Annotated in this window: 16 protein-coding genes; 4 read left to right on the forward strand and 12 right to left on the reverse strand. The window is 66.4% G+C overall.

Annotation, left to right across the window (positions count from 1 at the left end):
• Window positions 1-4 precede the first annotated feature (4 nt).
• The 11 genes from ftsW to dinB all read right to left on the reverse strand — a co-directional run bounded on the left by ftsW (window position 5) and on the right by dinB (window position 13,678).
• Window positions 5-1,333 (reverse strand): putative lipid II flippase FtsW, encoded by a 1,329-nt coding sequence (gene ftsW / locus ACFUTU_RS14010; RefSeq protein WP_377965238.1) that lies wholly within the window; start codon window positions 1,331-1,333, stop codon window positions 5-7.
• Between the two features lie 2 nt (window positions 1,334-1,335).
• A complete protein-coding gene (gene murD, locus ACFUTU_RS14015) occupies window positions 1,336-2,928 on the reverse strand; it encodes a UDP-N-acetylmuramoyl-L-alanine--D-glutamate ligase (RefSeq protein ID WP_377965240.1) in 1,593 nt (530 codons plus the stop codon).
• Window positions 2,910-4,019 (reverse strand): phospho-N-acetylmuramoyl-pentapeptide-transferase, encoded by a 1,110-nt coding sequence (mraY, locus tag ACFUTU_RS14020; RefSeq protein WP_377965242.1) that lies wholly within the window; start codon window positions 4,017-4,019, stop codon window positions 2,910-2,912. The genes murD and mraY overlap by 19 nt, the downstream gene beginning before the upstream one ends.
• Window positions 4,016-5,488, reverse strand: a complete 1,473-nt coding sequence (murF, locus tag ACFUTU_RS14025; RefSeq protein WP_377965244.1) for a UDP-N-acetylmuramoyl-tripeptide--D-alanyl-D-alanine ligase — start codon at window positions 5,486-5,488, stop codon at window positions 4,016-4,018. The genes mraY and murF overlap by 4 nt, the downstream gene beginning before the upstream one ends.
• 6 nt (window positions 5,489-5,494) lie before the next feature.
• Window positions 5,495-7,159 (reverse strand): UDP-N-acetylmuramoyl-L-alanyl-D-glutamate--2,6-diaminopimelate ligase, encoded by a 1,665-nt coding sequence (locus ACFUTU_RS14030; protein ID WP_377965246.1) that lies wholly within the window; start codon window positions 7,157-7,159, stop codon window positions 5,495-5,497.
• A 151-nt stretch (window positions 7,160-7,310) separates the two neighbouring features.
• A complete protein-coding gene (locus tag ACFUTU_RS14035; RefSeq protein WP_377965248.1) occupies window positions 7,311-9,119 on the reverse strand; it encodes a peptidoglycan D,D-transpeptidase FtsI family protein in 1,809 nt (602 codons plus the stop codon).
• A 44-nt stretch (window positions 9,120-9,163) separates the two neighbouring features.
• Window positions 9,164-9,823, reverse strand: a complete 660-nt coding sequence (locus ACFUTU_RS14040) for a hypothetical protein (RefSeq protein ID WP_377965250.1) — start codon at window positions 9,821-9,823, stop codon at window positions 9,164-9,166.
• Complete coding sequence (rsmH, locus tag ACFUTU_RS14045) at window positions 9,820-10,818, reverse strand: 16S rRNA (cytosine(1402)-N(4))-methyltransferase RsmH (RefSeq protein ID WP_377965252.1); 999 nt, start codon at window positions 10,816-10,818, stop codon at window positions 9,820-9,822. The genes ACFUTU_RS14040 and rsmH overlap by 4 nt, the downstream gene beginning before the upstream one ends.
• 173 nt (window positions 10,819-10,991) lie before the next feature.
• Entirely contained in the window at window positions 10,992-11,420 is a 429-nt protein-coding gene (gene mraZ, locus ACFUTU_RS14050) for a division/cell wall cluster transcriptional repressor MraZ (protein WP_076798037.1), read from the reverse strand.
• Window positions 11,421-11,827: 407 nt separating this feature from the next.
• Window positions 11,828-12,199, reverse strand: coding sequence for a DUF3040 domain-containing protein (locus ACFUTU_RS14055; protein WP_377965254.1), 372 nt, complete (start codon window positions 12,197-12,199; stop codon window positions 11,828-11,830).
• Window positions 12,200-12,517: 318 nt separating this feature from the next.
• Window positions 12,518-13,678, reverse strand: coding sequence for a DNA polymerase IV (gene dinB, locus ACFUTU_RS14060; RefSeq protein WP_377965256.1), 1,161 nt, complete (start codon window positions 13,676-13,678; stop codon window positions 12,518-12,520).
• 141 nt (window positions 13,679-13,819) lie between these two features.
• Between dinB and ACFUTU_RS14065 the strand changes: the two genes are divergently transcribed.
• Together ACFUTU_RS14065 and ACFUTU_RS14070 are read left to right on the forward strand one after the other, a co-directional pair.
• Window positions 13,820-14,380: a hypothetical protein gene (locus tag ACFUTU_RS14065; protein WP_377965258.1), complete on the forward strand. Its 561-nt coding sequence runs from the start codon at window positions 13,820-13,822 to the stop codon at window positions 14,378-14,380.
• The gene (locus ACFUTU_RS14070) at window positions 14,377-15,471 is read left to right on the forward strand and encodes a polyprenyl synthetase family protein (protein ID WP_377965260.1); all 1,095 of its coding nucleotides are present in this window, start codon (window positions 14,377-14,379) and stop codon (window positions 15,469-15,471) included. Before ACFUTU_RS14065 ends, ACFUTU_RS14070 begins: the two co-directional genes overlap by 4 nt.
• Before the next feature lie 69 nt (window positions 15,472-15,540).
• Here ACFUTU_RS14070 and ACFUTU_RS14075 read toward each other — a convergent pair whose 3' ends face one another.
• Window positions 15,541-15,894 carry an Rv2175c family DNA-binding protein gene (locus ACFUTU_RS14075; RefSeq protein WP_377965262.1) on the reverse strand — a complete coding sequence of 118 codons (354 nt, stop codon included), beginning with the start codon at window positions 15,892-15,894 and terminating at the stop codon, window positions 15,541-15,543.
• Between the two features lie 241 nt (window positions 15,895-16,135).
• Here ACFUTU_RS14075 and ACFUTU_RS14080 point away from each other — a divergent pair, with 241 nt between their 5' ends.
• Window positions 16,136-17,449 carry a LysM peptidoglycan-binding domain-containing protein gene (locus tag ACFUTU_RS14080; protein WP_377965264.1) on the forward strand — a complete coding sequence of 438 codons (1,314 nt, stop codon included), beginning with the start codon at window positions 16,136-16,138 and terminating at the stop codon, window positions 17,447-17,449.
• Between the two features lie 112 nt (window positions 17,450-17,561).
• Window positions 17,562-19,769 (forward strand): PASTA domain-containing protein, encoded by a 2,208-nt coding sequence (locus ACFUTU_RS14085; RefSeq protein ID WP_377965266.1) that lies wholly within the window; start codon window positions 17,562-17,564, stop codon window positions 19,767-19,769.
• Window positions 19,770-19,826: the final 57 nt, after the last annotated feature.

A 19,826-nucleotide genomic window follows, 5' to 3' on the forward strand; every position in this document is an offset into this window, starting at 1 on the left:
CTGGTTACGCTTTCGTACGGTTTTTCTTGCGCCCGGGCTTCCGCCACGGGCCGAGCAGTTTCCGGGGCCGGATGCTGGGGGCCATCTGTTCGCGGGCCAGTGACAACACTACGCCGATCGCGCAGAGCGACATCAGCAGCGCCGAGCCGCCGTAGGAGATGAACGGCAGCGGTACACCGATCACCGGCATCAGGCCGGTGACCACCGCCATGTTGACGGTGCCCTGGCCCAGCAGCCACACCATGATGGTGCCGGCCAGGACCCGGTGGAACAGGTCCTCCTGCGCCACTACCACGCGGTAGATGGCGGCGCCCAGGATGGCGAAAAGGACCAGTACGACGACGGTCCCCACCAGCCCGAGCTCCTCGCCGATGATGGCAAAGATGAAGTCGTTGTGCGCTTCGGGGATCCAGCTGTACTTCTGCCGGCTCTGGCCGAGCCCGACGCCGAACCAGCCGCCCGACGCCAGGCCGTAGAGGCCGTTGGTGGACTGGTAGTTGGCGTCGATGCCGTCGCCGCAGCTCTGGCCTGTCCACCACGAGGTGATGCGGCAGACCCGGTTGGAGCTGGTCATGGCCATGAACGCTATGACCGCCCCCAGCCCAACGGCGGCGAAGCCGAACAGGTAGAGCCGCACGCCGGCGAAGAACAGGCCGGCGGCCGTGATGAGCATGATGATCATGCCGGTGCCGAGGTCGTTCCCGACCAGGACGAGCCCGATTATTCCGCCGGCTATGGGTACCACGGGGACGACGGCGTGTCCCCACTGGTGCAGCAGCGATGCCTTCTTGGCCAGCACGGTGGCCATCCACAGCGCCAGGGCCAGCTTGGCTGCTTCGGAAGGCTGCAGGGTGAAGAAGCCGCCGATGTCGATCCAGTTCTTGTTGCCGTTCACGCTGGTGCCGATCACCAGCACGAGCCCCAGGAGCGCGTAGGCGATGATGATGCCCAGCCAGGCGAGGCGCTTCAGCCACACCACGTTGATCCGGGACAGCATGAACATGCAGAAGGTACCGATCCCGGCGAACAGGCCCTGCTTGAGGGCCGCCGTGTAGGGCGATTCCCCTGCGGCGATTGCCTCCACGCTGGAGGCCGAGAGCACCATCATGATGCCGATGGCGGTCAGGGCCAGCGTGGTGCCCAGGATGAGGTAGTACGTGGAGCCGTTGCGCGACTTGCCGTTTCCTTCGAGGGCGGACCAGAAGCGCCGGTACCACCGGCGCAGCCGGCCGGCCGCGGGAATCCCGGATGCAGGAGTGGACGGTGCAGCCCCACGGGCGGTCGCCCCCACCCGCTGCCGGGCGGCCGCGGGACGTGTGGGTGTGCTGACCATTCCTACTCCTTGCCGGTCCGGGCCTCCCCTTCCACGAGCCCGCGGACCGCTGCAATGAAGGCGTCGCCACGGTGAGCGTAGGAAGAGAACTGATCCATGGATGCAGCAGCCGGCGCCATCAGCACAGTGTCACCCGGGGCGGCAAGCTGTGCCGCCGATGCGACGGCCCGTGCCATCACGGCCTCCCCGGTTTCGGCTGAATCCGGTGCGGTGTCATGTCCGGTTCCGGCTGACTGCACAATTTCAGTGTGGCCTGCCGCCGGCCGGATGACGGGGACATCCGGTGCGTGTCGCTGCAGGGACTCTTCCAGTGAGCCCGTGTCCTTGCCGATCAGCACCACGGCCTTCAGGCGGCGGGCATGGTCACGGACGAGGTCGTCGTAGCTGACACCCTTGGACAGTCCACCGGCGATCCATACCACCGGATCGAAGGCGGCCAAGGACGCGGAGGCGGCATGCGGGTTGGTGGCCTTGGAATCGTTGATCCACAGGACGCCGTTCTGTTTGGCGACCGGCTGGATGCGATGGCTGCCCGGGATGTAGGCCTGCAGTCCCTCGCGCACATGCTCGGGGCTGACGCCGTAGGCGCGAACCAGGCCCGCCGCCGCCAGGGCGTTGGCCACCATATGGCGGGGGGCCACGGGGCCGAGGTCGGACATCGACGCCAGTTCGACGGCGCTGTCCTTCCGTTCGGCGATGAAGGCCCGGTCCACGAGCAGGCCCTCCACGACGCCAAGCATGCTGATCGCAGGCGTGACGGTGGTGAAGGCCACAGCCCTGCAACCCTCCACGACGTCCGCGTCCTCCACCATGCGTTCGGTTTCGATCTGCTCGTCGTTGTAGATGCAGGCCTTCTGCGTGTTTTCGTAGATCTTGGCCTTGTCGGCCAGATAGGACTCGTAAGAGCCGTGCCAGTCCACGTGGTCCTCGGCGACGTTGAGGCACACGCTGGCCACGGCCGAGACGGAGCTGGACCAGTGCAGCTGGAAGCTGGACAGTTCCACCGCGAAGACGTCGTACTCGACCGGATCACGCAGGGCGTCGAGGATGGGCGTGCCGACGTTGCCCACCGCAATGGCCTTCAGGCCCGCAGCCCGCAGCATGGACTCGGTCAGTCCGACCGTCGTCGTCTTGCCGTTGGTGCCGGTGATGGTTAGCCAGTCGGCGGTTTTCCGGCCCTCGCGGACGCGCAGGCGCCACGCCAGCTCGACGTCGCCCCACACCGGAATGTGGGCGCGGGCGGCGGCCGCCAGCAGTGCCTGGTCGGGCCGCCAGCCCGGGGAGGTGACCACGAGGTCGGGCTTCTGGCCGTCGATCTTGGGCAGTGAGCGGACGGCGTCCTCCCCCAGGAGAACGTCAACTGCGCCGACGATGCGCAGAGTGTCCGCCTTGCCTTGCGCTGTTTCCGTGGTGGCGCCGTCGACCACCACCACGCGGGCGCCGAGTTCAATCAGGGTGTCCGCGGCCGCGAAACCCGAGACGCCGATTCCTGTGACCACAACGCGCAGTCCGGCCCAGTCGGAGTCCCAGCTGACGAGGTCTTTGAGGCGCGCGGTTGCGTCGGTGTGGGATACGTTCACAGCAGGACCACCCATTCTGCGTAGAAGATGCCAAGACCCGCGGCGACGAACAGGCCGGCGAGGATCCAGAACCGGACAACCACGGTGACTTCCGCCCAGCCCTTGAGTTCGAAGTGGTGCTGCAGCGGCGCCATCTTGAAGAAGCGCTTGCCCTTGGTGACTTTGAAGTAGCCCACCTGAATGATGACGGAAAGCGTGATGAGGACGAACAGGCCGCCGATGAAGGCGAGCAGCAGTTCGGTGCGGGAGAGGATGGCGAACCCTGCGATGGCACCGCCGATCGCGAGGGAGCCGGTGTCGCCCATGAAGATCTTTGCCGGCGAGGTGTTCCACCACAGGAAGCCCACCAGCGCGGCGCTCATGATGGCCGCCAGCAGGGCAAGGTCCAGCGGGTCACGGACGGAGTAGCAGCCGCTGCCGGCCTCGCGTGGCGAGCCGCAGGCCTGGTTGCTCTGCCAGATGCCGATGAGCGTGTAGGCGCCGAACACCATGATGGCGGCACCGGCGGCGAGCCCGTCCAGCCCGTCGGTGAGGTTGACGCCGTTGGTGGCCGCGGTGACGATCAGGTTGGACCAGACCACAAAGAGGATTGCGCCGAGCACGGTCCCGCCGAAGGCGAGGTCGAGCCACGGGATGTCGCGGACCAGAGAGATCTTGGTGGACGCCGGGGTGACCCCGTCCGGGTCCGGGAAGTAGAGGGCCATGACGGCAAAAATGATGCCCACCGCCGCCTGCAGGATCAGCTTGGCCTTGGCGTTCAGGCCCAGGCTGCGCTGCTGCGAGATCTTGATGAAGTCGTCGAGGAAGCCCACCAGCCCCATGCCCACCATCAGGAACAGCAGCAGGAGCGCCGAGGCGGACGGCCCGGGCGACCGGGGGTTCATGAGCCACATGATGAGGTGGGTCAGGCCGTAGCTCAGGAGCACCGAGCCCACCACCACGGTGCCGCCCATGGTGGGCGTGCCGCGCTTGGTATGGTGCGAGGTCGGTCCGTCGTCGCGGATGAACTGCCCATAGCTCTTGTGGACCAGCAGACGGATGAACAGCGGGGTGCCCACCAGTGCCAGCAGCAGGGCCAGGCCAGCGCCGATCAGAAGTGCAATCACAGCAGCTCGCTCCCTTCATTGGCAGTTGTGGGGGTGGCATGTGGGGGTAATGCTATCCGATCGCCCAAATGGCGCAGACCCACGCTGTTGGAGGACTTGAAGAGCACCAGGTCGCCGGGTTCGAGCTGCTCCTGGAGCAGCTCGTATGCTTCGTCGGCGGTTTCGGCGAACATGCATTCCTCGCCCCAGGACCCTTCCTGCACTGCCGAAACGTACAGCGAACGGGCCTCGCGGCCCACCACCAGGAGGCGGGAGATGTTCAGCCGCACCACCTGGGTGCCGACGGCGGTGTGCTCACGGATGGAGTCCTCGCCCAGTTCGAGCATGGCCCCGAGCACGGCCCAGGTCCGGCGGCCGCGGCCGAGGTCGGCCAGCGTGCGGAGGGCAGCCCGCATGGATTCCGGATTGGCGTTGTAGGCGTCGTTGATGACCGTGACGCCGTCGGGCCGTTCGGTGCGCTCCATCCGCCAGCGGCTGGCCGCGGACTGGGAACTCAGGGAGGCACCGATTCTGTCCGCCGGAACGCCCGCCGCATGTGCGGCCGCCGCGGCGGCGAGGAGGTTCGCCACATGGTGTTCGCCGATCAGCTTGCTGCTGACCCGGACCGTGGGCTCCCCCGGCACTTCCAGGTCGAACTCCGGGTTACCGGAGGCGTTGGTGGCCAGGTTGGCGGCCCGGACGGCAGGAGCGTCCGGCTCGGCGTCCCGGGACGAGAAGCCCAGCACGGCCGCCGTGGTGCGGGCAGCCATGGCGGCAACGCGGGGATCGTCAAGGTTCAGTACGGCGGTGCCCTCAACGGGCAGGGCCTCGACAAGTTCACCCTTGGCGATGGCGATGTTTTCCACACCGCCGAATTCCCCGGCGTGTGCTGTTCCCACACCGAGCACCACGCCGATCTCCGGGCGGACCATGTCGGCCAGGTAGCGGATATGCCCGATGCCGGTGGCGCCCATCTCGATGACCAGGAACCGGGTGTCAAAACCGGCCTGGAACACGGTGAGGGGGACGCCCACCTCGCCGTTGTAGGAACCCTGGGGTGAAACGGTGGGCGCCTCGGCGGACAGGATGCCTGCGAGCAGGTCCTTCGTGGTGGTCTTGCCGGCTGAGCCCGTGATGCCGATGACGGTCAGCTGTTCGCCGGCCGCCTCGCGCTGGTTCCTGATCCGCCGGACAGCTTCCGCCGCGACGGCTCCCATGGCCAGCACCGCGTCCTCGACAACGATGGACGGATAGGTCCGGCCGGCGTCGTCCTTGATTTCGCGTTCGGTGAGGGCCAGCACCGCGCCGCGGTCAAAGGCCGCACCCACGAAGCTGTGCCCGTCCGCGGTTTCGCCCGGTTTGGCGACGTACAGGGAGCCGGCAGCGGCCTCCCGTGAGTCGGTCACTACGGATCCGGGAATAACGCCGGGATCGGCAAGCAGGCGGCCGCTGGTGATTTCGGCGATTTCCGCCGCAGTTAGTTCAATCATGTCGGTCTAGGACTCTATCCCGTCGTCTTGGAGAACGGTGAATCCTCGTGCCGTCAAGGCGTTCTGTAGTTCCACCCTGTCGTCGAGGGCAAGGTTCACTCCCTTGACCTCCTGCCACACTTCGTGTCCGCGTCCCGCAATCAGGATGGTGTCCTCCGGAGCAGCCAGGTTGACGGCCTCCCGGATGGCAGCATCCCGGGGGAAAACCTCCATGATCCTGCAGTCCAGCTGCTCGGCCTCCTTGGCATCCGTGGCGCCAACCAGCACCTCGGCGCGAATCGCGGCGGCGTCCTCGTCGTGGGGGTCGTCATCGCTGACGATCACGACGTCGGCAAGCCGGGCGGCGGTTGCACCCATGGCAGGGCGTTTGCCCTGGTCGCGCTGGCCTGTGGCGCCGAAAACCACGATCACCCTGGACGCGGGCTCGGGCGACCGGACAGCCTCGAGGGCGCGCGCCAGTGCGTCCGTGTTGTGGGCGAAGTCAACGACGGCGGCCGGCCGGGATGACACGAGCTGCATGCGGCCGGGAACTGCCACGGTGAAGGGATCCGCGGCGTCCAGGGCTGCCTGCACTTCGGCGGGGTCCGCACCGGAGGCAAGCACCATGGTCAGGGCCAGCGCCGCGTTGGAGACGTTGAACACGCCGGGCAGGCCTGTATGGACGCGCAGTTCCATGCCGTCCCGGCTGCGGAGGGTGAATTCCGTGCCGAGGCCGCGGGGCCTCGGGTCCGCGACCGTCCAGTCAGCCGCCGGGCCCTCGTCCGGTTCGGGCGGACCACCGGGCCGGAGGGTCGCAAGAGTGATGACCGGAAGCTCTGTGCCGGCGGCAAGCCGCCGTCCCCACTCGTCGTCGACCGTCACGACGGCGGCCCTGGCGCGTTCGGCGGTGAACAGTTCCGCTTTGGTCCGGAAGTATTCCTCCATGGTCCCGTGCAGGTCCAGGTGGTCCTGGGTGAGATTGGTGAAACCGACGACGTCGAAAACCACGCCGTCCACCCGGCGGAACGACACCGCATGCGAGGAGACTTCCATGGAAGCGGCGTCCAGCCCGCGTTCCCGCATAAGGGCCAGCAGGGCATGGACATCGGTGGATTCCGGCGTGGTCAGGAGGCTGGGGATCGGGTCCCCGCCGGCCAGGATCTCAATGGTGCCGATGAGCCCGGTCTTCTTTCCCATCGCCTGCAGCAGTGCGTTAACGAAGTAGGTGGTGGTGGTCTTGCCGTTGGTGCCGGTCACGCCGAACATCGTGGGGCCCTGCAGATCGGCGTCCTGGCTGCGGTAGATCAGGCGGGACAGGCGGCCCACCACGCTGCGCGGTTCCGCCACCACCAGCACAGGGACAGCGATGTCGTGCCCCAAAGCAAGAAGCTTCGCGCCGGCGTCGTCAGTCAGCACCGCGACAGCACCCGCCCCGATCGCCGTCGACGCGAAGTCCGCGCCATGCCGGGACGCCCCCGGCAGGGCAACATACAGGTCGCCGCGTTCGACGGACCGCGAGTCAAGGGAGATGCCGGTGACCTGGACGGACTCGGCGGCGCCGGGTACCGCGACACCCACTGACTGGCCGATGACTCCCAGCTCGACGGCGGCGACGGCCGTGGGCCGGAAGCCGCTCCTGGATGCCTGCCCCTCCGGGGCGTCGGCAGTGCCGGGGTCATGGTGCTGTGACAACTGAATCTCCGTTGGTGCTAGTGGGCCAACGGACACCCCGGAACTGTTTGTTCAGGTGTACCGCGGCCTCTCATTGCGGGTGTTACTGGGCGTACTGCCGGTGTGGCGTACTCCGTTATTTGGCGTACTGGGGTTATTTGGCGTACTGGGGTTATTTGGCGTATTGGGGCAGCCTCACGGGCGTGCCCTTGGACGGCGGAACATTGTACGTCCGCAGTGCCTGGCCCATGACCGAGCGGAACACGGGCCCGTTGGTGATCCCGTAAATCGATCCCTTGGGACGCTGCAGGACCACCTCAACAATAAACCGCGGATCGTCCATCGGTGCCATTCCCACCATCGAGGCGGTATATCCGCAGAAGCCAGCCGTCCCGTCGTCGCAGGGCGATTGGGAAGTACCCGTCTTGGCGCCCACCCGGTAGCCGTCGATCGCGGCTTCCTTGATCTGGCCCTCGGTCACGGCACTTTCAAGGATGTCCCTGACCTGCTGTGCCGTCTGCTCCGAGACCACCCTGCGGGACGGCTTGGCCGGCACTTTTTCCTCGGTTCCGTCGGGGCTGATGTAGCTGTCAATCAGCCTCGGCTGCAGCATCACGCCGTCGTTGGCGATGGACTGGTAGGCGCGGACGGTCTGGAGCGTCGACTGCGAGACCCCCTGCCCGAACAGCACCGTGTACTGCTGCCGGCCGTCCCACTGGTCGGCCGGGGTCAGAATGCCCTTCGCCTCGGCCGGGAGGCCGATCTCCGGTGCCTCGCCGATGCCGAATTTCTGCAGCCAGTCATGGCGCTGGTCCTTGGTCAGGCGTTGGCCCGCCATCACTGTGCCCGTGTTCATGGACCAGCCCAGGATGCCCGCCAGGGTCCGCTTCTCAGTTCCATGGGAGAAGGAATCGTCGAACTGCTGGCCGTCCACCACCAGGGACGGCGGGATCACGAAGGTGTCCAGGGGTTTGGCTTTGCCTTCTTCGATAACCGCGGCGGCGGTGATCATCTTTTCCACGGAACCGGGCTCGTAGGCGGCGGTGACGGAGCGGACGCCACGGTCCTCGGCGGCCACCTTGCCGGGGTCATTGGGATCGGGCGTGTTGGTGTCGGCCATGGCGATGATGTTGCCGGTCTTCACGTCCGAGACGATGATGACCCCCCACTCGGCGCTGAGCTTGTCCGTCTGGGTCTGGATGGCCTGCTGGGCGAAGTACTGCAGGTCCGAATTCAGGGTGAGCTTAACGTCCTTGCCGTCCTGCGCGGGCGTCAGCTCATCAATGCCCACGGGGATGCGGAGTCCGTCGGCGCCGATTTCGAACACGCGTTTGCCCGGGGTGCCGCGGAGAATCGCGTCCTGGGTCTGTTCGAGACCGGCCTGCCCGGTGGTTCCGTTCTCCAGGAAGCCCACGATGCCGCCGGCCACTGAGCCGTTCGGGTACACGCGCTTGCTGGTGCCCTCGGAGAAGATGCCCGGGATCTGCAGTTCGGAAACCCGGTTTTCGACGTCGGGCCGGAGGTCCTTGGCCACAATGTAGTACGTCCTGGTGCCGGTGACGGATTTACGCACGTCCTCAACGTCCATGCCCAGGACGGCTGCCAGCTCGGCGATTCCCTGGTCGCGGGACACGGTGACCAGCTCGTCCTTGCCGTCCACCTTCTCAAGCCGTTTGAAGGATTCGGTCTTGGTGTTGACCGACTGGTCAACAGTGATGTTGTAGCGGATGACGCTGTTGGCCAGCACCGTTCCGTTGGCGTCCAGGATGCTGCCGCGTTCGGCAGGCAGCACGGTGGGGCGCAGCCGGTTGTCCAACGCTGCTTCAGCCATGCCGCCGACGTCCAGTCCCTGCACCAGGAAGAGCTTTCCGCCCACGACCACCAGCAGGGCAAGCATGATGCTGAGTCCGAGGCGGAGCCTCTTCGTGGCGTTAGCAACTTTCTTCTTGCTTGCCTTGCCTTTGCCTTGCGCCACGCTCATCCCCTACTGCTTGCCATGCGGACTGCCAGCCGCCTGTTCCTGCCCTACTGTCCCGGCGTCCTTTGCTCCGGCGCCGGAATGGTACCGCCGTTCAGGGCTGCCGGCTTGGCGGCAGCCGCCGGTGCGGCCGGCTTCGCTTCCGGCTGCGCAGCCGCCGTGTCACCGGCAGCGGGGGCCCGGCTCGCCAAGGGCTCGCCCGAGCTGGCGGGCGGGACCACGTTCAGCTGGCCCGGGACGGCGGGGGCTGCGATAACCGCTCCTGCCGAATCTCCCTTAACTGCCGGCTTGGCATCCCCGCTGACCGTCAGCGTGGAAAGGTCGATCTGGCCCTTGCCGGTGGAAGCGACCATTCCCAATTCTGCGGCCTTGGCAGCCAGATTCTGGGGAGCCTCGAAGTTTTGCACCTGCTGTGTCAGGTCCTGGTTCTCTTTGGTGAGCCGGGTCTGTTCGGCACGGAGCTTGACCAGCTGGTATTGCGCTGTGGACACGGAGATGTTGAGCACCAGCACCGCGATCAGCGCCGCTGCAAGCATCCCGAAGCAGAGAACAACAAAGGGCGCGCGGCGCTTCTTCGGTGCGGAGCGGACCAGGGAGAGCGGAGTGCGCGCCTTCCGGGGCGAACCCGGGAGTCCGGCGTGGTCACCCGTTCCTTGGACGCCCGGGCCGGCTGGAAGGGCGAGGTTCTTGGCAGCTGCGGTGCTCATGTTGCTCTCCTGGCTCTGATGCGTTCCACTGCGCGCAGCCGGGCTGATGCTGCACGCGAATTCTCTGCGATCTCGACGGCGGTAGGCACCTCGGTGCCTTTGGTCAGGGTCTTGAGTTCAGCTTTGTGTTCCTCAAGCTCCACCGGGAACCCAAGTGGAGCCGACGATTTGGAGCGGGCCTGGAAGACGCTTTTGACGATCTTGTCCTCCAGGGAGTGGTAGGACATCACGACGATCCGGCCGCCAAGTGCTATGGCGTCCACCGCTGCCGGAACGGCCCGCTCGAGGACGTCGAGTTCCTCGTTGACTTCGATGCGCAGCGCCTGGAAGGTGCGTTTGGCCGGGTGTCCGCCGGACTTGGCCGCCGCGGCCGGGACCACCGCCCGGATCTGTTCGACGAGTTCCCCCGTGGTGGTGAACGGCTTGGTTGCCCGGGCGTTGACGATCCTGTTGGCAATGCGTCCGGCGAACTTTTCCTCACCCCACTTGCGGATGATCCTGACCAGTTCCTCTTCGCTGTAAGTGTTGACGACGTCCGCCGCCGTCTGGCCGCGGCTGGTGTCCATCCGCATGTCCAGCGGCGCGTCAAAGGAATAGGCGAAACCGCGTTCACGCTCGTCGAGCTGGAGGGACGAGACCCCGAGGTCCATCAGGATGCCGTGGACCTCGGCGATGCCGAGGTCCTCAAGCACCTCGGCGATTTCGTCGTACACGGCATGAACCAGGTCAGTTCGGGCCGCGAAGGGCTCGAGCCGCTCCCCCGCCAGTGCCAGGGCTTCTTCATCACGGTCGATTCCCACGAGGTGCAGGTCGGGAAAGCGCTGGAGCATGGCTTCGGAGTGCCCGCCCATGCCGAGTGTCGCATCGATGACCACCGGCGTCTCACCGCGCAGGCGTGCTGCCTCGAATCCGGGCGCCAAAAGATTGATGCACCGGTCCTTCAGGACCGGTACATGGCGTTCGGACGTAGGCTTCGGCTGGTCGGGTTCTGTCACGCCTTCGTCCTTCCTTGAGCGCTGGGGGTGCCAATGGGCCAGGCCGGTTCTTGAGCCAGATCCCCATCCGCGCCTATCCCGGTGGCTGCCTGGCTCCGGGGAAGTGAGCCAGGTAGCCGGAAGGATGGGCGGCTGGAGATCTCGTCCAAGAAACGGATCCGGGTCCGGGCCGGCTAAAGGATGCCGGCGATGGGGTTGTCGGTTTCAGAGAAGGAGGTTTCCTTCTCTGCCAGGTACGCATTCCACGCCTGGGCGTCCCAGATTTCGGCGCGGGTGCCGGCCCCGATGACGGCCAACTCCCTGCCAAGCCCTGCGTACTCCCGGAGCGCGGGAGGTATGGTCACGCGCCCCTGCTTGTCAGGCACCTCGTCCGAGGCTCCAGAGAGAAAAACCCGGATGTAGTCACGAGCCTGTTTGTTGGAGATCGGAGCCTCCCGGATCTGCTCGTGCACCCTCGCGAATTCCTGCTCGCTGAAGACGTAGATGCAGCGCTCCTGGCCTCGCGTGAGAACAAGTCCGCCGGCAAGCTCCTCACGGAACTTGGCGGGAAGAATGATCCTGCCCTTTTCGTCAAGACGCGGCGAGTGTGTCCCAAGGAACACGTCCCCACCGCCCGTCTGCCGTCAGAAGCCGAACAACCCCCGCGCTGCCACTACCCTCTTACGCGCTCCACTTTACTCCACTTCTCCCCACAGTCAACGCGGCACGGGTGTTTCTCGACTGCTTGGAGAAACAATTTTCCGCGGAATGGCGCGGTTCTTTGTCCGGGGGTGAAAGTGGAGGGAAATTCTCCGGCGGAGCCGGCCCCGGCTCTGGCGGTCCCGCTGCGCTCGAGTGGCGAAGGCAGCCCGATCTGCCCTAGAACCGCGGGTTAAAGCGGAATGACCCGCCGTGGCGGGTCATTCGTGGTTTACCTGGCACCATCCGGCGCTAACCCCGGTGGTGCGAAGTGGAGGGCGGTGCGCGGCGCAGGTGGTGGGAAGTGGAGGCGGCGGAAAGTGGAGGGTGCTCAGGGCTCCCCGCGGCGCCTTTCATCCCATCGTTCTTCGAGGCTGTTCATGAAGGAGCTTTTGCCCTTCGACTTCCGGCCATGTCCGCCGGCCTTTGCTTTCCCCGCCGCAACGCTGCGCATCGTGGCAAAGTAAACTCCGGCACCCATGACAACAAACCCGAGGACCCCGACGAAGATGTTCTGAAGGGAAACCCCCACAAGGAGGAGCAGCACCCCGGCCAGGGTGGCCAGTACGCCAATTACAATGTGCCGGGTGGACCAGCTGCGGCCGGGATCCGAGCCCATGGAATTGGCGAACTTGGGATCGTCCTCATGCAGTTGCCTCTCGAGTTGCTCGAGCAGCTTCTGTTCGTGCTCCGAGAGCGGCATCACGACCTCCTTAAGTAGGCCAACGTCCAGACAGGTCGGAACCGGTTGTTCCTGCCCCGTCAACGACCGGCATGCCCTTCAGGTTCCCGCCCCTGCCAACAACGGCAAATCCAGGAATCCAAGCATACTGACGCGGCGGGTCGGGTGATCCACACATGTCCAGACGTTCGAAATCTTTGTATCTATAAGGATAGTTTGTTGGACGCTGTTCTGAAAGACGCTCTTCACGGGGGCAAGAGTGCCTGAAGCCTTGAACCCGCACTGCCCGGCCGCCAAGAATGCGGTTTCCCGGCCGGGGCCGGTGTCGGCGGAATCACGTCACGAGTTGTCCCGTCCCGGCTCGAGCAGCCGGGCCGGCAGCACGGACTTGCTGCCGAACTTCTCCGCCACTTTATCCAGGGCCTGTTCAGCGGCCCGCCAGTTGTCATCGCGCCTGTCCAGGCTCAACTGCAGGGAGGTCTGGGCGGCTGTTTCCAGCTGTTCCGCCCGGACGCCCACAAGCCGGACCGTCAGGGGCCGGCTCCCCAGCGACTCCAGCAGCTGGACGGCCACCGCGTAAATGAGCTGTGCGCTGTCCAGCGGCGTGTGGACAGTGCGGCTTCGCGTGACGGTGGAGAAGTCCGCGTACCGCAGCTTGAGGGCCACGGTCCTGGCTACCATTCCGGAAGCGCGCAGCCGCTCGGCCGTGCGGTGGGACAGCCGCAGCAGCTCGCGGTGCAGCAGTGCGTCGTCGGCGGTGTCGGCGGCGAACGTTTCCTCCGCTCCGATGCTTTTCTCCACCCTCACCGGGGTGACTGCCCGGCTGTCGATACCCCAGGAGAGCCGGTGGACGTGTTCGCCGGTCGCGCCCAGCACCTTCTTGAGTGAGGAGACCGGCGTGGCAGCGACGTCAGCAACGGTGCGGATTCCCATCCGGGCCAGCACCTCTGCCGTCTTGCCGCCGACGCCCCACAGGGCATTGACCGGGAGGCTGTGAAGGTACGGCACGGTCTCTTCCGGCCGAATCAGCAATAGGCCGTCCGGCTTGGACCGGGTCGAGGCGATCTTGGCCACAAACTTGCTGGCGGCGATGCCCACAGACGCTGTGATGCCCAGCTCACCGGCGACCCTCTGCCGAATCAACTGGCCGATTTCCAGCGGCGGACCGAGCCGGCGGATGGCGCCGCCGACGTCCAGGAAGGCCTCGTCCACACTGAGCGGCTCCACGAGCTCCGTGATGGATCCGAAAATGGCCATGAGTTGGCCGGACACCTCGTAGTACAGCTTGTGCCGCGGCTCGATGATGGTGGCCTGCGGACACAGCCGGCGTGCGACTGCCATGGGCATCGCCGATTTAACGCCGAACCTGCGCGCTTCATAGGACGCTGACAGCACAACAGAGCGCTCCGCGGGAAAGCCGACGATGACCGGCCGGCCCCGCAGATCAGGACGGGCGCGCAGTTCCACGGAGACAAAAAACGCGTCCATGTCGACGTGCATGATGCTGGCCCGCCGAAGGTCCCGTAGCCGCGCTTCCGCTTGCTCTCTCTCCTCGTCCGGCCCCACAACTGCAATCCTATGCCCTGCACCTGACTAAACTGGAGGCTGAATCCGGCATCAACACCCAGGAGGACCGCACCTGTGAAGGTCATTGGAACGCTCACGCCTGCCCGCTTTGGGCTGCTCGCTGTAGGAGTGGCTGTGGTGGCGTCGGCGTCGGCGTGTACGGCACAGGCGCCCGGTTCGGCAACGCCCGCGGCCACGGCATCGGCCACTTCTCCGGCTCCCGCGGCAACCGCCACAGCAACCGCCACGGCCTCCGCCGCGGCAACGGCCAGCCCGAGCGTTTCACCGGGCACCTCGGCCACTGTGGGTGCCCTGGTTGCCGGTTTCCCGGCCAAACTGCTTCCCGTGATGCCGGGGGCGAAAGTGGTGGCCAGCAGCTTCGACAAATCAACATCCCCGGCCACCGCCGCCCTGGTGGGCTCAACGTCGGCAAAGCCGGCCGCCGTCGTCGCCTATTACACCAAGGCGCTGGAAGCGCAGGGCTTCAAGCCTGTTCCCGGCAATGCGGTGGGCAGCGTGGCATCCAAGGACTTCGTACGCGCAGGAAACGAGACGGTCAACATCGCTGTTCCCCAGTCCGGCGGGGTTTCCACCTTCACCATCGGTGCCAACGTGGCGCCCGAGTCCGTCAAGTGATGGTGGCCGAGCAGCTTCGCGTGGAGCAGGCGGAGTTCGTGGCCGCCGTAGCGGGAAAGCTCACCGACTTCCTGACAACCCGGCACTCGATCATGACCGCCATCTCGCCGGACATCGATCCGATCATGGGATCCATCTCCAACCTGGTCACTGGCGGGAAGCGGCTGCGCGCCCTCATGTGCTACTGGGGATGGCGAGGCGCGGGCGGCCCCGCCTCTGCCAAGGACATCGTCACGGCAGGCGCTGCCCTTGAACTGTTCCAGGCTGCGGCCCTGATCCATGACGACATCATCGACCGGTCGGACACCCGCCGGGGCGGACCCAGTGTGCACCGCCGGTTCAGCCAACTCCACGAGGCCCAGGGCTGGGCACTTGACAGCGAACGCTTCGGCCACGCCGCGGCCATCCTGGCCGGCGACCTCTGCCTGTCCTTCAGCGAGGAAGCCTTCACCGACATCGGCGAAACGGCGGCCTCCGGCAGCAGGGCACGGCTGATCTTCAACCTGATGCGCGCAGAAGTCATGGCCGGCCAGTACCTGGATATCCTCGAGGAGGTCGCGGGGCCGGTGCGGGACCGCGCCGGCGCAGTCAGCCGCGCCCAGTCGATCATCCGTTTCAAATCAGCGAAGTATTCGACGGAACACCCGCTCGCCCTGGGCGGCGCGCTCGGCGGGGCTTCTGACGAACTGCTCCGGGGCTACTCCGCCTTCGCACTGCCCCTGGGCGAGGCCTTCCAGCTTCGCGACGACGTCCTGGGCGTTTTCGGCGACCCCGTCACGACCGGCAAGCCGGCGGGAGACGACCTCCGGGAGGGCAAGCGGACTGTTCTCGTGGCCTTTGCCCTGGACCTGGCCACTCCCGAGGAGTCCGCGTTCATCGACTCAAAGCTGGGCAGTCCTGAGCTGGGCGAGGAAGACGTGGCCGAGCTCCGCCGCATCATCGCCGACTGCGGTGCGCTGCAGGCCACGGAAGTGCTGATCGAGGAGTTCGGCGCGGCGGCCTACGCAGCCCTCGAACTGCTGCCGCTGGACGACCTTCCCAAAACCGCATTGCGCCGGCTGGCCGAGGCGACAGTGAGCCGGGCCGCCTGATCGGCCGGCCCGGCCCTTTTGGCGGGCTGGATTCACGAACCCAGCCTGCCGTGTCTGCGCCTGCAGTGTCTACCAGGCGAGCAGCTGCGCCCGGCGGCGGATTTCGGTCTTGCGCCCTTCACGGAGGGCGTCGATGGGCCGTCCGCGCAACGACTCATCAGGGGTGAAAAGCCAGCCGATGAGCTCCTCGTCAGAGAAACCGGCGTCTGCCAGCACCGCGATTGTGCCCTTGAGGCTTTCCACTGCATGGCCGTCCTGGAAGAAAGCCGCAGGCACCGAGCGGATTTTGCGTTCCCCGATCCGCAGCGCTACCAGCGCGCGCTCGTCAAGGAGCCCGTGGACTTTGGTAATTGACACATCCAGCAACTGGGCGACATCGGGCAAGGGCAGCCAGTCGCCTACAAGGGTTTCAACAGTACTCACGGGACAAGGTTGCCATGGCGGGAGCCCGCAAGCCTAGTCGAAACAGCCCACCGCCGCGCCCGCGGCCATCTCGCCGGGCGACACTCCCACCTGTCCTCTTTTCGCGGTGAAACCAATTCTTGTGCTAACCGGAAAATCGTGAGAGATTCACATAGATAACATTCGCAACACAATTAACATCAGTAACACTGGTACCACGAGCATGACCGACAGCATTCGCCGCTGAGAAGAGGACTTTCCCATGACGACGACCCGCTCCACCAAGTCAGCCCGGCCGGGCCTGCCCTTGATCGCGGCCACGACGGCCACGCTGCCTGCCGTCATGCTTTCCTCCCTGGCGGTCGCCCAGCCCGCAGCGGCCGAGGCCCGGACCAAGACGATCCCGGCGACGCTCGCCGCCGCCATCGAGGCGCAGGCAGCAGCAGCCAAGGCGGGCATCATCCCCGCAGCCTCCGTGCCGGCAGCGCTGCCGTCCGGTCTTCAACCCACCCGCGCCATGCCGACAGCACACACGGTGGTCCGCGGGGACACAGTCAGCGGCATCGCGCACCGGTACGGACTCAGCACGTCGGCCGTGCTCAAGCTCAACAACCTCAAATCCAACTCCGTCATCTACCCGGGGCAGCGGATCAAGCTGAAGGCCGCGGCGGCCCCTGCCAGGACCGCTGCCGCGCCGGCCAGCACTGCTGCGCGGACCTACACCGTCAAGTCCGGCGACACGCTGGGCGGCATCGCCGCGCGGCACGGTGTGAGGCTTTCCCAGGTACTCAGTTGGAACGGGTTGAAGGTGACATCGATCATCTACCCGGGCCAGAAGATCCGGCTCGGGGCCGGCACTGCCGTTGCTGCGGCTCCGGCGAAGGCAGCAGCACCGTCCGCCACCCGTTCAGCCTCCTACGTCATCAAGTCCGGTGACACCTTGTCCGGCATCGCGGCCAGGCACGGCGTGCGGCTTGCTGACATCCTGTCGGCGAACCGGCTGAAGGTCACCACCACCATCTACCCCGGCCAGAAGCTCGTCATTCCCGGGAAGGCCAGCGCCGTGCAGCCTGCGTCCAGCGTCACGCCGCTGGTGCCCAGTTCCTTCCTCGGCTACACCTACCCGGCCGCCGTCGTCAGCTCCGCCAACAAGAACAAGGCGCTGCTCAACGCCTCACCGGTCCCGTCGCTGGCGCAGATGCAGTCCATCGTGGCCGACACTGCACGGCGGATGGGCGTGGATCCCGCACTGGCGCAGGCTTTCGCGTACCAGGAGTCGGGCTTCAACCAGCGTGCAGTGTCGCCGGCCAACGCCATCGGCACCATGCAGGTCATCCCCTCCTCCGGTGAATGGGCCTCCGACCTCGTGGGCCGGAAGCTGAACCTGCTTGACCCGTACGACAACGCCACCGCCGGGGTGGCCATCATCCGGCAGCTGATCCGGACCAGCAGGAGCCTGGATTACGCCATCGCCGGCTATTACCAGGGCCAGTACTCGGTCAACAAGCACGGCATGTACACCGACACCAAGCACTACGTCGCGGCCATCAAGGCACACCGCAAGAACTTCAGCTGACGCCCCTGCGGCTTCCGGGGCCTGGCCAGACCAGGGCCCGGGAGCATAACGATACGGGTCCGGATCCTACGTTGATTCGGACCCGTTTCCGTGCAGCACTTAGTATCGAAGAGTGCAGGAAAACGCTTTAGGCAGTCTCGTTGGGTCGCTCGTGGACAACCGCTACCGGGTGAAGTCCAGGTTGGCGCGGGGCGGCATGTCCACCGTCTACGTGGCCACCGACCAGAGGCTGGACCGCGATGTCGCCCTGAAGGTCCTGCATCCCCATCTGGTCAACGACGGCAATTTCCTCGACCGCCTGGCGCGCGAGGCCCGGGCCGCCGCGAAGCTCTCCCACCCCCATGTGGTGGGCGTCCTCGACCAGGGGCACGACGGCGACACCGCCTACCTCGTGATGGAGTACATCAAGGGGCATACCCTCCGCGACGTCATCAACAGCAAGGGGGCCTTGTCCCCCCGGCTCGCCCTGGCGCTCATCGACCCGGTGGTGGAAGGACTGGGGGCGGCCCACGCTGCCGGCATGATCCACCGCGACGTCAAGCCGGAGAACGTTCTGATCGCCGACGACGGACGGATCAAGATCGGTGACTTCGGCCTCGCCCGCGCAGTGACCACATCAACCAGCACGGGCGCTCTGATCGGCACGGTCGCATACCTGTCGCCGGAGCTGGTTCTTGGCAAGCCGGCTGACGCACGAAGCGATATCTACTCCACGGGCATCATGCTGTTCGAGATGCTGACGGGACGCCAGCCATTCGACGGCGAGGTCCCCATCCAGGTGGCCTACCAGCACGTCAATTCAACTGTAGGTCCCCCTTCCGGGCTGGTTCCCGGCCTCGCAGGGGAAGTGGACGAACTTGTGCAGTGGTGCACTGCGGGCGACCCCGAGCAAAGGCCCGTGGACGGCAATGCCCTGCTGGCGGAACTGCGTCATATCCGCACCAACCTCACCGACCCGGAACTGGATCTGCAGCCCCCTGCAGCCGTCGCGGCGGCAGCAGCGGCAGGCGCAGCTTCCGCTGCCGCCGGTCCTGCCACCGGCCACAGCGGAGCTGCTGCACCCCCTGCCCCGGCCCGGATGCCTTCGCGCCTCCCGCATCCACCGGCGCAGGAAGGCCAGGGAAACCACACCGAGCTGCTGGCGCCGATCCACGGCGACGGGATTCCATCGGGGCGCCCCACCGAAGTCATTTCGCGGCCCAGCAATCCCACTACTGTGTTTTCTGCCCCCGCAGCTGCACCACAGGGCCCTGCAACGCCGGTCCCAACACGCGCCAGGCCGGTCCTCCCGTCCTACGGATTCGACGACGATGACAGGGATGACGGCCCGCTCCCCCTGAGCAAACGTGAACAGCGGAAACTGGACCGCAACGAGGAAAGGGCACGCTCGCGCGCCGCAGCCACTCCGGTCCGCTCGCTTCGGGAGGGGAATCCGCGGCGCAGGGGCGCGCTCTGGATCGTGGTCCTGGTGATCCTCGCCCTCCTGGCCACCGGCGCGGGCTGGTTCTTCGGCATGGGGCCGGGTTCCCCCGGAACCGTCCCGGCCGTGGCCAACAGGACCGTCGCGGAAGCCCAGCAGCTGCTCCGGGACGCCGGCTTCCAGTCCAGCACACAGGACGTCTTCGATGACGACGTCAAGGCCGGGCTGGTGGTGGGCTCCCAGCCCGGCGCCGGTGCGGAAATCCGCAAGTTCCAGCAGGTGTCGCTGTTCGTGTCCAAGGGCCCGCAGCTGTTTCCCCTGCCGCAGCTGGCAGGCAAGACGCTCGAGGCTTCCAAGCAAGCGCTCAACGGCGCCGAAATGGCACTCGGCAAGGTCACGGAGAAGTTCGACGAGGAGGTGCCCGCCGGAACGGTGCTCAGCCAGGCCCCGGCGGCGGGAACATCCGTGCGGCACGGGACACCGGTCAGCCTCACCGTTTCGAAGGGGCCGCAGCCCATCCCGGTGCCCGATGTGCGCGGCCAGGGCCAGGAGGAAGCCCTGCGTGCCATTGAAGCGGCCGGCCTCACGGCCGCGGTGGCCGACAAAACCGTCCACGACAGGAACATCCCCAGGGGCGCAGTGGTCAGCCAGGAGCCGGCGTCGGGAACCCTGACGAGGGGACAAACCGTCACCCTGACGATTTCCGAAGGGCCCAAGCTCGTCAAGGTGCCCAGCTACATCGGCAAGCAGGTGGAAGACGCCACCGAGGCGCTGCGGAAACGCGGCTTCGAGGTCCGCATCAACGAAATCCTGGGCGGCTTCTTCGGGACGGTCCGGGACCAGGATCCCGTAGATACCGAGGTGCCCGAAGGCTCCGTGGTCACACTCACGGTGGTGTAGCCCCAGCCGACGGATAAAGTGCGCAAAGACCGGCGCCGGGGAATCCCGGCGCCGGTC

Origin of the sequence: Arthrobacter sp. NPDC057388 (genome assembly GCF_042668165.1) — a bacterium.
Taxonomy (GTDB): Bacteria; Actinomycetota; Actinomycetes; order Actinomycetales; family Micrococcaceae; genus Arthrobacter.

What these genes read in the sequence shown, in the direction of transcription:
- ftsW (WP_377965238.1), bottom strand. Translation starts at nt 1,333, where the DNA reads ATGGTCAGCACACCCACACGTCCCGCGGCCGCCCGGCAGCGGGTGGGG.
- murD (WP_377965240.1), bottom strand. Translation starts at nt 2,928, where the DNA reads ATGGGTGGTCCTGCTGTGAACGTATCCCACACCGACGCAACCGCGCGC.
- murF (WP_377965244.1), bottom strand. Translation starts at nt 5,488, where the DNA reads ATGATTGAACTAACTGCGGCGGAAATCGCCGAAATCACCAGCGGCCGC.
- ACFUTU_RS14035 (WP_377965248.1), bottom strand. Translation starts at nt 9,119, where the DNA reads ATGAGCGTGGCGCAAGGCAAAGGCAAGGCAAGCAAGAAGAAAGTTGCT.
- ACFUTU_RS14040 (WP_377965250.1), bottom strand. Translation starts at nt 9,823, where the DNA reads ATGAGCACCGCAGCTGCCAAGAACCTCGCCCTTCCAGCCGGCCCGGGC.
- ACFUTU_RS14055 (WP_377965254.1), bottom strand. Translation starts at nt 12,199, where the DNA reads ATGCCGCTCTCGGAGCACGAACAGAAGCTGCTCGAGCAACTCGAGAGG.
- dinB (WP_377965256.1), bottom strand. Translation starts at nt 13,678, where the DNA reads ATGCACGTCGACATGGACGCGTTTTTTGTCTCCGTGGAACTGCGCGCC.
- ACFUTU_RS14080 (WP_377965264.1), top strand. Translation starts at nt 16,136, where the DNA reads ATGACGACGACCCGCTCCACCAAGTCAGCCCGGCCGGGCCTGCCCTTG.